The following is a 15,001-nucleotide window of genomic DNA, read 5'->3' as shown; positions in this document are numbered from 1 at the left end:
CTTTGTGGCTAAAGAATAAAAGGAGCAAAAAATGGAAGAAATGAAAGATATAGTCCTGGAATATGTAATTGAAGAATACCTTGAAGATGAAGATGAGGAAATAGGTTATGATACCCCACTTATATCTGGCGGTATTGTGGATTCCTTCTCAATGGTATCATTAAAGAGGTTTTTGGAAACAAAATACAAAATCTCTATTCCAGATGAAAAAGTAACACCGGACGCATTTGATAGTGTGAATAAAATTTGCACTTTGGTGAAGGAATTTGTTGAGTAGAAGAAAACCTAAATCTTGCGAATGGTCAAAGACCTTCGCAATGGTTGTCAATCAAAAACTTAAATAAAAAATGAGCCACAAAATTGCACAAAAGCTCACAAAAATTAATAACTACTTCCAGAACGATTATTTTCTAATTATACTATGAATATTTCGTGGTTTTTTGTGCCTGTCCTGTTAGATGCTTACTATCTAATTGGGTAATTTCGTGGCTATTTACAGGAGGAAAAATGCCATTAGAAAGATTAGATAAGGTGTTAAAAATTGCAGTGGAAGAGCTAATAACCAAAGGCACTGCAAAAGGTAAAGAAATGGTAATAACTGGTATTAAACCACCAGAAGGCGAAAAAGGACCTCGCTACTATATTGAAGGCGAAGGAGATAAAGAATTTCTTAAGATGAATTCTAATGCTTATCTTGGTATGCCACTAAGAAAAGAAGTGATTGAAGCGGAAGAAAAAGCCTCAAAAGAATACGGAGCAGGTCCAGGAGCTGTCCGATTTATTAGCGGTACTTATAAACCGCATATTGAATTAGAAAAGAAATTAGCTAAATTCCATAATAGAGAAGCGGCAATGATATTTAGCTCTGCTTACTCTACTGTTATGGGGATATTATCACCACTGATAACCAAGGAAACTATTGTAATAAGTGATGCACTAAATCACAATTGTATAATCAATGCTATCCGTCTTTCCAGACCCAAAATAAAAGAGATCTACAAGCATCTGGATGTGGTTGACCTTGAAACCAAAGTGAAAAACAATATCCGCAACGGAAAACGAGTTATTATTGTTACTGATGGAATTTTCAGTATGAGAGGGGACAATGCTCCGCTGGATAAAATTTCAAATATTGCAAAGAAATATGATGCAAAATTTGAAGAAAGTATAATTACTATTGTTGACGATTCCCACGGTGTTGGGGCTTTGGGTAAAACTGGCAGAGGAACAGAAGAATATACAAATGCTAAAGGTATAGACATTATTGTTGCCACACTCGGAAAGGCTCTCGGAGTAAATGGAGGTTATGTTGTGACATCTTCCACTATTATCAACTATCTGCGAGAGACGGCTCCTTTCTATATCTATTCAAATCCAATTACAGTTTCAGAAGCCTGCGCCGCAATGAAAGCACTGGAAATCCTTGATAGCGAAAGAGGACTTGAACTTCTTGAATACCTACGAAAACTAACGAAACGCTTTGAAAAAGGACTGGTAGACCTGGGTTATGAAATTATAGAAAGTGACCATCCAATCGTGCCTCTAATGGTTAGAGATACACAAAAAACATCCGATCTTGTTAAATATCTGACTGAAAATGGAATATTAGCAACCGGTTTGAACTTTCCAGTTGTTCCCAAAGGTGATGAGGAAATAAGATTCCAGATTTCTGCTGACCATACTGAATATGATATTGATTATGCCATTGGAGTATTGAGAAAGTATAAAGAAACACATTAATTTTATAGTTTTCCTTATTGTGAAAACTTGCATAAAGCGAGAATGATTAGGACCTAATCCTTATATATTCTCGCTTTTATGTTTTTTTATTTGATTATACTAATTATGAAAGAAGGAATACTATATCTTGTTGCTACACCAATTGGCAATCTGGAAGATATTACTTTCAGGGCAGTAAGAATTTTGAGAGAAGTTGACCTTATTGCAGCGGAAGACACCAGAACTTCCTCGGTTTTACTCAAGCAATACGAAATTTCAACTCCACTCACAAGCTATCATAAATTTAATGAAAAGCAAAAGGCAGAGTTTCTCATTGGGCAATTAAAATCTGGCAAAAGTGTTGCAGTAGTTTCTGATGCAGGTACACCTGGCATTTCTGACCCATCAGAAGTTATTCTTAAGGAATGCATCAAAAATAGTATTCCAGTCATTCCTATTCCTGGGCCTTCCGCAGTTATTACTGCACTCTCTGCATCAGGACTTTCAACTAATTCATTCTCTTTCTGGGGATTTGTTCCAAAAACAAAGAGCAAACAAATTGAGTTTTTACAAGACCTGATTTCAAGAAAAGAAACTATGATTTTCTATGAATCACCGAAAAGAGTGAAACAAACACTAAATGCATTTTTAGAAGTTTTTGGTAATCGTCAAATTGTAGTTGCGAAAGAATTAACAAAAATCTATGAAACCTTTTTCCGCGGTTCTATCAAAGAAGTATTAGTTCAATTGGATGAAAAAATTTTGAAAGGTGAATTTGTAATTTTGCTTGAAGGTGCTGGAGAAAAAGAAATCTCTAATTCTGAAATTGAGAAATTATTAAGAGAAAAAATTGTTAATGGACTTTCTAAAAGTGAAGCAGTGAAGAAAGTTTCTAAAAAATTTAACATTAAAAAGAATCGTGTTTATCAGGTTTCTTTGAGGATATGAATAATATGGGTTATGTAACACACCCCGCCCTAAAGGGCACCCCTCTTATTAGAGGGGATTTATTAAATGAGGGAAAATGCCAATGAAAGAGATGAACAAATACGATGCCTACTATAACAATTATTTATGTATAAATGAAGATGATTTGAAAAATAATATAACTATTTTTCCCTGTCCACAAAGGGATAAACCATTAAATCTCGTATTTATTAACAATTTAATTGTCTCCAAAATTGATAACAAAATGGTTTTTTCAATATCTCCAAAATTTTATACAGAATTTTGTAAATATATAGAGAAAGTAGAAATTACAAACATAGATGATAATAATTTTCTGATGGCAATTGACGATTTCTTTGCTGATTATCTTGAAAACTATTCTATAAGACGAATGTATAGGTTAACTGTCAATGAAGACCAATTCAGATATCCGCCACATTTTGATAAGGTAATGACAATATCTGATAAAGATGAGTATTTGAAATTGCTTGGCACGAGAGGAAGAAAATATAAAGAAAAACAATGGCAGAAAAGAAAAAGAATTATCCAGGATGGTTGTTTTTTTACAATTTTTGAAAATAATGAACTTGCTTCGCGTGCTGTAATTTCTGATATTGATTTTAATGGTGCGAATATTGTAGTTGTTACTCATCCGAAATACAGACAACGAGGTTATGGCAAAGCAGTTGTAGCAAAAACTGTTGAATGGTGCGTTAAAAATAATAAGATACCAATTTATTGGGTGGCTTCATCAAATATTCCATCAATTAAGTTAGCTAAGAATTTGGGCTTTCAGGTGAAATCAAAGGAAATGGTTATTACAAGGCCTAAATGATATTTTTTAATAGAACCGAATATATTTATAAGATAAAAAAACTTGGTTCAAAAAACCATATAAATGCCTATAAAACGGCTTTGGAAATTGCAAGTGCTGTTAAAGAAGCTGGTGGTAGGGCTTTTCTTGTTGGCGGATGTGTAAGAGATATGGTTTTAGGACAGGTATCAAAAGATTTTGATCTGGAAGTATATAAATTACAGCCTCAAGAAGTTGAAAAAATTGTAAAACAATTTGGTAAAATTTCAGATGTTGGTAAATCTTTCGGAGTGCTTAAGGTATTTTTTGGTGAAGGTATTACTATTGATGTGTCCTTGCCTCGCGAGGATTCAAAAATTAGTGCAGGTCATAAAGGATTTGATATAAATACGGATCCATATATGAGTTTTGAAAAGGCAGCAAGTCGCCGAGATTTTACAATAAACTCAATTGGATTTGACCCATTGACAAATAAGTTCTATGACCCCTTTAATGGAATTGAGGATATAAAAAATAAAGTTTTAAAAGTAACAAATCCAAAAGCGTTTACAGAAGACCCATTAAGAATTCTGCGAGCTATTCAGTTTGTGGCAAGATTTGAATTAGAAGTAGAACCAGAAACCAAAAAAGCGATACAAAAAATGCTACCATATTTGAAAGAACTTCCAAAAGAAAGGATTCTTGAAGAGTGGAAAAAATTACTGCTAAGAGCAGAGAAGCCTTCTCTGGGTTTTATAATCGGAGATGAATTAGGCGTTTTTAAACAACTTCATCCTGAATTTTATACTTTTGAAAAAATAAAGATTGTGTCTGAATCCAAATCTCCTGTCGGGGCTCCCGATATATCGGGAGACTGGTCAGAAGATATTTGGGCTATCACCATAATTTCAGTTGATGCCGCTGCACAAATTATTCGTAAAGAGAATTTGGATGAAAAGGATGCTTTTGTAATAATGCTTATCTCGTTTTGCTATTTGCATAAAGAGAAAACTGTAAGAAAGTTTCTTTCATCAATTGGAGTTGATAAGGATACAAGAATTAGGGCTTTGAAATTAATTGCATATTTTTGGAAATTTATAGAAATGGGCAAGAATAAGCAAAATGTGTTTGAAAAACTTACAGATGGTAAATTAAGAGAATTGGCAACAGAATTATATCCTGCAACTATTTATGAATTTGTTTTATTGTTGAATATTAAGTATGGGTGTAAAAAAATTAATGTTGATAAAATTGATTTTGAATATATCAATTTTCAGGAATATTCTCCAATAGGGAAAAAGATTTTAGATAGAGCAAAATTTTTGGAAATAGAAAGGTCAAAACCAGAGGATATAATTGCTGGGAGGGATTTGATTGAGCTTGGTTTAAAACCAGATAATAAATTCGGCATTATTATTAAAATTGCAAACCAATTGAGAGATGAGAGAGCTTTCACAAAAACTCAAATTATTAATGCCTTAAAAAATGTAAAAGATATGAACGCGGCAATTGAAAGGTTGAAAAAATTAATTTAATAAAATCTTAAATTCAAGTAATAAGTGCAGCACTTTTCCGTTCAGTCTCGGCCCGTCTTGGCTCCCGATGTATCGGGAGACAGGCGACTAGACGGGCTGGGCGCCTGTCGGGGCTTCCTGACTTGTTGGGGAGACTGACCGCGACTGATATTTTGTTTGACAAAGATTATAAATACTTACTTTTTCTGATTAGGGATTTAATGAATAAAATAAAATGTGAAGAGGTTTTATTAAATGCGGGAAAGGAAGTTACAGTTAGTTTTGTAACTCATTTATTGGGACATAAAAGTTCCAGAACCCCGATACAATCTAATCGTTTTACGGGGCAGGCAACGGGAATTTACCCCATTGGATATACACCCTACGGGATAAATACTCATGTAACAAATAATATTAGGAATGTATTGGATTTTTTGCTCGTAGAAAACGATGACTAATATTGAGGTTATAATGCAACAAATCGATGTAACTAAAGGTTAGTTATGTACAACAAAGTGCAGGGCGTGTGTACGCATGTTATGCCCATTTGTAGTAAATTATAATACTGGGATTCAAAAGGAGATTATATGATAAATAATATATTAGCCGCTGTTGGTGTTATCATTACAATTATTATTGGTATCATTGGAGTGAAATACACATTAAAACAAAAGAATAAAACTCAATTAACTTTTTTAAAACATTCTTGTATCTCATTATTTAAAGCCATTGTGAAAAACCTGGATGATATTGAAATTAAATATCAAGGAAATATTATTGGCGAAAATTTAATCTTACTAAAAGGAACAATATTTAATAATGGTAATGCGGATATTGACAAAGCAATAGTTCATAAACCATTAACTCTTACATTACCAGATAATTATTCCTGGATAAATTATAAAGTTATTGATTCTTCGGATGGACTTGTGGTAAATGTAAAAAAAGTTGAGAATAGTTTACAATTCAACTGGGATCTTTTAAAAGAAAGAGAATTTTTTTCTATTGATTGCTTGATTGAATTCAATTCTGATAAAAAAGATGATGAAATTGATACTGAAATTGATTTGAGAAGAAATCTACTTAATAATTTAGAATTTAAACATAGAATAACAAACCTAAAATCAGTAAATAGTGAAGAATCAGTTCCAAGCCCAATGCCAATTGGTGGTTTATTATTTTTTTCATTAATTCTATTAAGTATCGTATATGTTGGTTTTTATTTTTCAGCAGGACAATTTGTTTTTCCAAAATATGAAATATATCAAGAGGTTCTTATAGATTCAACATTAAATATAGCAAAATTGAAAGCTACTGATGACAAAACAATTGAATTAGTAAATCAAAAAGGAAATAATATATTGATTCTCGATGCCAGTTAATATTCAAAAATATCATCTAACAATTTAGTTATACAAAAAAAGGAAATTAACTATGTCATATTGAGCATATCTGGATTTTTAGGACTTATATATTTTATAATGTGGATTTTAACATTATCTAAGGAAATAAATGACAGAAAACTATATAAGAAATTAAAGAATATAGCAGATAAATATGACAGATTAGAATTTGATGAATATCGGGGATTAAGTTCTGCTTTTTTCCAAATACTAAAAAAAATATAAATTCTAATGAATAAAATGGGCATAACAAACGTGTCAGCGGGTAGGCTGGTCAGTGTTCTTTGCCTGAATCGTTCCAATTCAGGTTTGGTCGGTTTGTTCGGTCGTGATCGTTCCGATCCCGCCGCACACGCGAAACGTTATACGAAATAGATAAAGGATATTGTTTATGAGTAATGATAATCTAAAAGAATTAAAAATAGGAGATTTGACAGCAAAAATTCCTATAATTCAAGGAGGAATGGGGGTTGGAGTTTCTTTATCAGGTTTAGCCTCAGCTGTTGCAAATGAGGGCGGTATTGGAGTTATTTCTTCTGCTGGCATTGGTATGCTTGAACCTGATTTCAGCACAAATTTCAACGAAGCAAACAAAAGAGCCTTGCGCAAAGAAATAAGAAAGGCAAAGAAGATAACAACGGGCATTATCGGTGTAAATATAATGGTAGCCCTTTCAGATTTTGATGATCATATACAGGTTGCGTTAGATGAAGGTGCAGATTTACTTTTTGTTGGTGCAGGACTTCCACTAAGGTTTCCAAAAATATCGCTGTCGGGCAGATTGACGAAAGTTATAACCAAAGTTATTCCTATAGTATCTTCGGCAAGAGCGGCTAAAATTATATTTCAATATTGGGCAAAACACTACAATAATGTACCTGCCGCTGTGGTTGTTGAGGGTCCATTAGCTGGTGGACATCTCGGTTTCAAAAAGGAGCAAATAAATAATCCTGATTATTCTTTAGAAAAAATATTCCCTGATGTTATTTCAGTAATAAAAACTTTTGAGCAACAATTTAATAAAGATATTCCAGTTATTGCTGCAGGAGGCATATATACAGGTGCGGATATTCATAAATTTATCCAGTTAGGAGCACAAGGAGTGCAGATAGCAACCAGATTTGTTGCGACTCACGAGTGTGACGCAGACATAAAGTTTAAAGAGGCATATATAAAATGCAAAAAAAAAGATATCATCATAATTGAGAGTCCTGTTGGATTACCGGGAAGAGCGATAAAAAATCAGTTTCTTGATGATGTCTCAAGAGGAATAAAAAAGCCATTTAAATGTCCATGGCAGTGTCTCAAAACCTGTGACTTCAAAAATACACCATACTGTATTGCACTTGCATTAACTAATGCCAAAAAGGGAGATCTTGAAAGAGGATTTGCTTTTGCAGCAGCTAATGCCTATAGAGTTGATAAAATTGTCTCTGTTAAAGAATTGATAGCGTCTTTGTTAGAAGAGTATAAAAATGCATCTAAGCGACCCACTTAGCATAACAATGTGCCAACGCTTTAAGTGCGTTGCACAGAGCCGTTAGTGGCAACAGAAAAATTACGGAGAGAAATTTGGATATAAAATGGAAACAACAACATATTAACAATGCTTGTGTTCCAGCTTGTTTAGTAATGTTATTGAGTCAATATAAAATTGAAAAAGAGGATTCAGAAATAATTTATGAATCAAAAATGCCTTGTCTTGTAGAATATAATGAAGAATTTAAGGCATTTGGAGCTGGTGTTTTAATGCAGAACGAAGAAATTCTTCCCGATTACCATCGGGACTAATAAACATGGATTGGAATTTGTTCATAATGAATTTAAAGATTATGAAGACTATTTAATATTTGTAGAAAATCTTTTAAAAAATGATATTCCATTTATGACGGGTATTGCAAAAGGCTTTTTGCCTTCTCCTGGATATGCTCAAGATAAAAATATTTCAGGTCACGCAGTAATTATCTATAAAAATGAGGGTGATATTTTTTATATTTTAGACCCAGATGGAGGTATACAACGAAATAAACAAAATAATTTTAAAGAGATTGAAAAGTATGTCTCATATAAAATGAACAAAAAGATTTACAAGCCGGTTTAGAGGCTCGACCGTCCAAAAAATTCGCTATTGGTTATTTAAAAGAAATAGAAAAGGGAAAAGTTAGTGTATCAAATATTTTCAATAAAAGTAAAAAAGCAATTGAAATATATTCTCATATTTTAGAAGAAAGCGCAGGAAAATTAATTAAGAATAATAATACTGTAAATTATAATGATTTTTATAACTTTATAATAAAGCTAATAAAACCCTTTGCGTTAGACTTGAAAAATGCTTTAAAAACGATTAAAAATCCATCGGAAATTGAAAAATTATTGATTGAAAAATTGCAGGAATATCAAATTTTTACTTTAGACTTCCAAAAGAAGCTAAAATATAATGGAGATTTAAAAGCAACAGAGTTTTTTATTGAATTATCAAAGAGAGCTAAAGTAATTCAACAATATTTACTGGAAAATCTTGATGATGAAAATGAGGAAAGAAACAGCACCATTACCTAATTCAATCGGGTATGATTTAACCCTCAGACAAATCAAAAAAGTCTCTAATAACCAGATATCACTAAATGATAAGCTGGAAAATATTTGTAAATTACTTTACGATGCTGTTTCTTATTACGACTGGGTAGGATTTTATTTGGTAGACAAATCTAAGAGAGATGAACTTATTTTAGGACCGTTTGTTGGAACGCCCACTGAACATGTAAGAATAGCCTTTGGTGAAGGAGTATGTGGACAGGTTGCTGAACAAAAGAAAACAATGACTGTGCAGGATGTATCACAAGAAAAAAATTATTTGTCTTGTAATATAGATGTAAGATCTGAAATTGTAGTTCCAATTTTTAAAAACATAGAGATAGTTGGAGAAATTGATATTGACTCACATTCTGTATCTCCATTCACAAATGATGATAAAATATTTATTGAAAAGGTGGCTAAAATAGTTTCTAATTTTATTACACAAGTGTAATTTCGGTTTTAGGGTCAAAAAAGTGAACCTTCTTCATATCAATTATTACATCCATTTTGTTTCCCATTTTAGGTTCTTCTTTTGGCTCAAGACGGGCAATAAAGGTTTTCTTTCCTATTAAGAAACTAACAACATATTCAGAGCCAAGAGGCTCAACCACTTCAACCAAAGCTTTTATTTCTGCTGGTATTTCTGCATTTGCAGAATACGATTTATGATATATATCTTCCGGCCTAATACCTATAATTATCTCATTATTCTCATAGCCATTTAGAAGTTTTTCAAACTCGTTTGGAATATGAAGTGATAAGCCTTCATTCTCAAAATATAATCTTGTATTATCTCTTCTAAGTTTTCCCTCAAAGAAATTTATTGCTGGACTTCCAATAAATCCTGCTACGAATTTGTTGCTTGGATGATTATATATATTAATTGGAGAATTGATTTGTTGAACCATACCATCTTTCATAACAACTATTTTATTACCCATTGTCATAGCTTCTACTTGGTCATGTGTTACATATATAATTGTAGTTTTTAATTTTTTATGAAGTTTAATAATTTCAGCCCTCATTTGAACCCTGAGTTTTGCATCCAGATTGGAAAGTGGTTCGTCAAAAAGAAATACTTTTGGCTTGCGGACTATTGACCTACCAAGAGCTACTCTCTGTCTCTGTCCACCAGAAAGTTGTTTAGGTTTTCTATTAAGAAGTTCTTGTATGCCTAAAAGTTCTGCTGTCGTTTTTACTCTTTTATGAATTTCTTCTTTGGGGGTTTTGCGAAGTTTAAGTCCAAACGCCATATTCTGATAAACGGACATATGTGGATACAACGCATAATTCTGAAAAACCATTGCGATGTCTCTATCTTTTGGAAGAATATTATTTACAAATTTATTCCCAATATATATTTTTCCTTTTGTGATTTCTTCTAATCCTGCTATCATTCTGAGAGTTGTGGTTTTCCCACAGCCCGATGGTCCAACCAAAACTACAAATTCTTTGTCTTCAGCAGTAAGATTAACATCTTTTACCGCTTCAACTGAATTGTCATATATTTTAGTAATATTTTCTATTAATACTTTTGCCATAACTAATCCATTTTCAAACTTTGGTTAGTTTTTAATTAATATTATTTAATTAATGTCAAGTTTTTTTGAATTTGATCATGCATACCCCCAAAAATTTTCATAGGCATGGCAACATCGTTTGTAAAGAGTAGGTTGGATACTTTTTGTACTTGAGTTTATGATATTTTTTCATAAACTGGATGCAATACGAGACAACAAGTGAGATTCTGTAATAAATAAATTTTGATAACTCTTTTTACAGAGTCGTCACGGACCATTCCGTGACGAACACCCCAATTGCTCTTTTCAACAGAATTTGATTTCTGCCATCGTCAGGGAGTGGTCCCTGACGGCTCCTTTTAATCTCGCTAATACTGAAAATTGTTTGATATTACTTCTCAGTCTTGTCTCCCGATATATCGGGAGACAGGTCAGATTTTTTTTTCTTACTCAGGTGCTTTATTAATCTTTTCCAGAATATCATCTTCCCCTTTTAATTCTTTTAACATATATTCTGCAGATTCATGCAATTCACCTTTTGGATATGAAAGAACTTTTTCAAACATCCTCTGTGCTTTTTTCTTATTGTTGAGATTTTCAGAGTATATAAAGCCTTTCATAAATGTTGCCTTATAATCATCTTTGCCGTTTTTATAATACTTTATTATTTGATCATACTGGTAAATTGCATCATTATAGCCTTTATGCGACATTGCTTCTTCAGCAAGCTTATAGAGTGAATCCACTGGAAGTTTCTTCTCGAATTTTTCTGGATAGATTTTAAGATTATATTTTTTAGTCAAAATATCTTTTACATTTTCAAATCTTTCTCGTTGCTTCTTTCTGAATAAAGATGTTTTGATTTCCTTTGAGACACTATCAAAACTTTTATAAGTAACAGGTTTATATGAGAGAACTTTGAAGAATACATATTCACTCTTTCTATTTTGAAAAACATCACTAAATTCACCAACTTTTGTTTCAAAAATCTTCGTAACATATAAAGGATCTTTGCCAAGACCTGGTATGCTTCCAGTTTCATACACAGGGCCTAAAATTCCATTTTTTGTCTTATAAGTTGCATATTCCTTAATAAGTTCATTAAGTTCCTCATCGGATTCAGCTTTTTTTGCCTTGAACAGGACATAGTCAGCAGTTTCTTTTTCATTAAATACGAATTGCTGAATTCTACAAGAAGGGCGAATTTTATATTTTACATCTTTTTCTTTTTCATAAACTTCCCGAATTTCTTCTTCAGGAACTATGGTACTATCAACAATATGGGATTTGTAATATTCACGAAGTGCCATGACCATTTTTAGTCGGGAGAGTTCAGGCTCTATTTTTGGATTTTTCTCATACCCCTTTTTTATTGCATCATAATACATAGCATTATTTTTCAATTTACCAGTAAGATACATCTTTCTTGCTTTGTAATTTTCAAGGGATTGTTTTCGTGGTTCTGCCATTTGTAGTAAATCTTTTGCAAAATCTCCAACAGTAAAAGATGTTTCTGCGAAGGGGGATTTTATTAGCTGAATATTTGCTTCTGATTCTAAAGTATCTGCTTTTTGAAAATCTATATTTTTTATAGCTGTCGAATCTAAAGTAATATCATATTTTTTTATTAATTTTGCTATTAATTTTTCTCTTATTTCATTCTCTTCCTTTAGCTTATATCTTCTTTCAACATCTTTTTTAGCCACTTCAAATGGTTTATATTTAGTTGTATCTCTATCTATAACTTTAATTATGTGATAGTTATCTTTAAATTTAATCGGTTCACATATTTTATCCAACTCAGCTGAGAATATCAGACTATCAAGTTCGGGTGATTTTCCAATAGTGGGAATATAAGCACCTTTTCTAATTTTAGTTATTTTCCCACCTTTTTCCTTTGAGTAATTATTTGTAGAATATTCATTAACAACTTTCGTAAAATCAATACCTTCAGCTAATTTTGAAAGAGCTTGTTTGGCACTATCTAAAGTGGAGGTTTGAATATGCAAAATTGTTGCTGTTGGTTCTTGTGTGAAGAATTTATCCTTATTCTCGTTGTAAAACTTCATAAGGTTGGATTCTGTAGACTTGACTTTGTCTTGTATCTCTTCTTGTGTGTATTGGTTTAGTATTATGGGCGTAGAGTTTTTGTTATAATCATCTTTTACATTTTCGTTTTTATCAAATCCCTTTCCTTTTGCTTCTAAGTAGAATATCTCTTCTATTGTATAGTCCTTAAGGAACTTTTGTTTTTGTTCAACACTGAATCCTTGTTTAGGGCGATAGAATTCAGGTATTGATTCAAGTCGTTTTTCAAGATCATTTTCTGTAATTTTTCCTCCTTCCCATTCAGCCAAAACCGGGGAAGTGTCTACTTTTTTCCCGATTTTAGAAAGGAAACTGCATCTGCAGGCAAATATAAAGGTTGTCAGAAATGCAACAAACAGAATCCTCGTAATAATTCTCTTGCGTATCATAATTTATACTCCTTAAGCAATTTTGGTTGCAGATATTTTTGTAATAATAATTATGTCAAGGATGATATGAATTTATTTGAAATTTTTATAAAAAAAGAGAAGAATCCATAAGCTTTTGATTCTCCTCTTTTTATTTATGCCTAACTCAAATTCAGCCTATTATTTAGTCTTGCTCCTTTTATCTCATTAAAATTTATTCTACTACCTGTCCTCCATAGTTTTAACGAAGGAGGACCATCTTTTTTATGATTGGCTTATCACCTGTAGCAAGTTTGTATAGATAAATCACATTAGAGAGTTGGTTGCCATTTTCATCTTTTACATTCCATAAGATTTGATTCTCTTTCCCTTTAATCATAAAACCAAAAACATTAATTTCTGTGAATACTAAAGTCAGTAATTGAAAAGTTTAGTCAATTGATGTAAAAAAATGTTTACTTGCCAAATCCTTTATCAGAAAAAATATTTTTCCTTTCTTTGTATTCCGTTTTCCCATTTACAATTTACTTAATCACAACCATCTTTTTAATTTCATTGTAATTCTTAGTCTTAAGTTGATAGAAATAGATTCCATTTGCAATATCCTGAACATCTAATTTCACTATGCCATTTTTACCTTCAACTGTCTTTACTAATTCTCCACGAATGTTATAAATTTTAATTGTAGCATCTTGATTCAGCGTGCTTCCTTTGAGTTTATACTTAATAACAATAGATTTTGCAGCAGGATTTGGATAGTTCGCAAAGAGCTTTGTTTCAGTTATAAAATCTATTTCAGTGATACTTGGTTGCGGAACTCCAACACCACTTACTGGAAGAAACTCTCTTTGAGATGGAAGAACAAGAATTATAACATTGCCATTATAGGGTTGCTGTAAAGTTGGCTCAAAGGTCAAATCATAGGTTTTTGTTTCTCCTGCAAGGATACTATAAGAAATTTGATTCTTCAAGGCTGATGTTCCCGCTTCAGCAACAGTATACCCATATGGGGCTGTGATAGTTCCGCTTAATGTGTCACCACCTAAATTGTATATTATAAACTGTGAAGTGGAATCCTCGCCTATTACTACCTCGCCAAAATCAATAGAACAGGGGCTCAGAGAGAACACTGAATAATCCGGCATACTCGGCGGAAATGTAATAAAATCTATCCAAGCACAATCACTTCCACTACTAACTCCAACATCCTTTTCATAAGACCATTTGAATGTATGATTGCCAAATGATACAGAATATGATACTTCTCCCCATTCCACTATTCCTGCCCATTGTCCTTGAGCAACGCCATCAATATAAAATTTCAGATAATCATAACCCGCTTCTGATGAGACTTTACGATAGAAAGAAATATCACCGGCATAGACATCCATATTTACTGATAGTTGAGTGGTCTGACTATGAGAGATTGTTCCTGATCTGGCACAGTAAATCCCTTCATAAGGATTTTCAGTTACAACTGTCCAATCTGCATTTCCACCTTGCATCCAATCATAACTGGAAAAATCTCCTGTTTCAAAATCTTCAATAGGTGGTGTGCCAATTAAAATAGTAAATAAGAAAACATTGGAATAGGCACCCTCATTACAGCTTATATCTAAATTAAAATGTGCAGTATGACTTTCAGGCGTGGACGGAGAAGCAAAAATATTCACATATCCAGAGTCAACTTGACCTGGGGTTAAATCCTCAAAATCTGTTAGTGTCCCATTTATTGTAATATACTGGTCATAAGAATACAGGTCAGCAGTAATATCTTCAGCTGTCTCAGTTCCATTATTTTTCAAAACAATATACAGGTCAGCACTCTCACCCGGGTCTAAATTTCCATCACCATTACCGCCAACAGAGTCGTCAATATAATAATTGTCAAAAATCAGATTCGGACCCTGAATAAATTCAGTGGAGATTGCGTCAAGGTCAAATCCTGCATCAGGCGCAGAAGCTGCCCCATCTCCATCATCAAGAATTTTAATAAACCGAACTTCAGAAAGGCCAGATGCACTAATGTCAAATTCTGTTGTTCCAAATCCTGCTCCAACACTTATATAAG

17 protein-coding genes are annotated in these 15,001 nt (G+C 32.6%); 13 read left to right on the top strand and 4 right to left on the bottom strand.

The genetic code is table 11. The features are described 5' to 3' along the window. Positions 1 to 31 precede the first annotated feature (31 nt). The 13 genes from U9R23_08115 to U9R23_08055 all read left to right on the top strand — a co-directional run bounded on the left by U9R23_08115 (position 32) and on the right by U9R23_08055 (position 9,405). On the top strand, positions 32 to 277 hold the full coding sequence (locus tag U9R23_08115; protein ID MEA3476385.1) for a phosphopantetheine-binding protein: 246 nt from the start codon (positions 32 to 34) through the stop codon (positions 275 to 277). Between the two features lie 230 nt (positions 278 to 507). Further along, positions 508 to 1,740 (top strand): aminotransferase class I/II-fold pyridoxal phosphate-dependent enzyme, encoded by a 1,233-nt coding sequence (locus U9R23_08110; protein MEA3476384.1) that lies wholly within the window; start codon positions 508 to 510, stop codon positions 1,738 to 1,740. A gap of 105 nt (positions 1,741 to 1,845) precedes the next feature. Then, on the top strand, positions 1,846 to 2,667 hold the full coding sequence (rsmI, locus tag U9R23_08105; GenBank protein ID MEA3476383.1) for a 16S rRNA (cytidine(1402)-2'-O)-methyltransferase: 822 nt from the start codon (positions 1,846 to 1,848) through the stop codon (positions 2,665 to 2,667). A gap of 76 nt (positions 2,668 to 2,743) precedes the next feature. Next, the gene (locus U9R23_08100; GenBank protein ID MEA3476382.1) at positions 2,744 to 3,502 is read left to right on the top strand and encodes a GNAT family N-acetyltransferase; all 759 of its coding nucleotides are present in this window, start codon (positions 2,744 to 2,746) and stop codon (positions 3,500 to 3,502) included. Then, entirely contained in the window at positions 3,499 to 4,995 is a 1,497-nt protein-coding gene (locus U9R23_08095; GenBank protein ID MEA3476381.1) for a hypothetical protein, read from the top strand. Before U9R23_08100 ends, U9R23_08095 begins: the two co-directional genes overlap by 4 nt. A gap of 200 nt (positions 4,996 to 5,195) precedes the next feature. Next, a complete protein-coding gene (locus U9R23_08090) occupies positions 5,196 to 5,432 on the top strand; it encodes a hypothetical protein (GenBank protein MEA3476380.1) in 237 nt (78 codons plus the stop codon). Between the two features lie 129 nt (positions 5,433 to 5,561). After that, positions 5,562 to 6,356, top strand: coding sequence for a hypothetical protein (locus U9R23_08085; protein MEA3476379.1), 795 nt, complete (start codon positions 5,562 to 5,564; stop codon positions 6,354 to 6,356). 99 nt (positions 6,357 to 6,455) lie between these two features. Then, positions 6,456 to 6,602: a hypothetical protein gene (locus U9R23_08080; protein MEA3476378.1), complete on the top strand. Its 147-nt coding sequence runs from the start codon at positions 6,456 to 6,458 to the stop codon at positions 6,600 to 6,602. Positions 6,603 to 6,768: 166 nt separating this feature from the next. Beyond that, positions 6,769 to 7,875: a nitronate monooxygenase gene (locus tag U9R23_08075; protein MEA3476377.1), complete on the top strand. Its 1,107-nt coding sequence runs from the start codon at positions 6,769 to 6,771 to the stop codon at positions 7,873 to 7,875. Positions 7,876 to 7,949: 74 nt separating this feature from the next. Next, the gene (locus U9R23_08070; protein ID MEA3476376.1) at positions 7,950 to 8,168 is read left to right on the top strand and encodes a hypothetical protein; all 219 of its coding nucleotides are present in this window, start codon (positions 7,950 to 7,952) and stop codon (positions 8,166 to 8,168) included. A 10-nt stretch (positions 8,169 to 8,178) separates the two neighbouring features. Further along, a complete protein-coding gene (locus U9R23_08065) occupies positions 8,179 to 8,478 on the top strand; it encodes a hypothetical protein (protein MEA3476375.1) in 300 nt (99 codons plus the stop codon). 221 nt (positions 8,479 to 8,699) lie between these two features. Next, entirely contained in the window at positions 8,700 to 8,936 is a 237-nt protein-coding gene (locus U9R23_08060; GenBank protein MEA3476374.1) for a hypothetical protein, read from the top strand. Beyond that, positions 8,908 to 9,405 (top strand): GAF domain-containing protein, encoded by a 498-nt coding sequence (locus U9R23_08055; GenBank protein ID MEA3476373.1) that lies wholly within the window; start codon positions 8,908 to 8,910, stop codon positions 9,403 to 9,405. The genes U9R23_08060 and U9R23_08055 overlap by 29 nt, the downstream gene beginning before the upstream one ends. Here the strand turns inward: U9R23_08055 and ugpC are convergent. From ugpC to U9R23_08035, 4 genes are all read right to left on the bottom strand, one after another. Next, positions 9,392 to 10,495: a sn-glycerol-3-phosphate ABC transporter ATP-binding protein UgpC gene (gene ugpC, locus U9R23_08050; GenBank protein MEA3476372.1), complete on the bottom strand. Its 1,104-nt coding sequence runs from the start codon at positions 10,493 to 10,495 to the stop codon at positions 9,392 to 9,394. The two genes, U9R23_08055 and ugpC, sit on opposite strands and share 14 nt — an antisense overlap. 425 nt (positions 10,496 to 10,920) lie before the next feature. After that, positions 10,921 to 12,951: a peptidyl-prolyl cis-trans isomerase gene (locus U9R23_08045; protein MEA3476371.1), complete on the bottom strand. Its 2,031-nt coding sequence runs from the start codon at positions 12,949 to 12,951 to the stop codon at positions 10,921 to 10,923. 220 nt (positions 12,952 to 13,171) lie between these two features. Next, a complete protein-coding gene (locus U9R23_08040) occupies positions 13,172 to 13,309 on the bottom strand; it encodes a hypothetical protein (protein ID MEA3476370.1) in 138 nt (45 codons plus the stop codon). A 145-nt stretch (positions 13,310 to 13,454) separates the two neighbouring features. After that, positions 13,455 to 15,001, bottom strand: a 1,547-nt coding sequence (locus U9R23_08035; protein MEA3476369.1) for a T9SS type A sorting domain-containing protein, incomplete at its 5' end; no start/stop codon positions are given.

This window comes from Candidatus Cloacimonadota bacterium, from assembly GCA_034722995.1.
Taxonomy (GTDB): domain Bacteria; phylum Cloacimonadota; class Cloacimonadia; order JGIOTU-2; family JGIOTU-2; genus JAGMCF01.
This window is presented reverse-complemented; position numbering and strand designations above follow the sequence as displayed.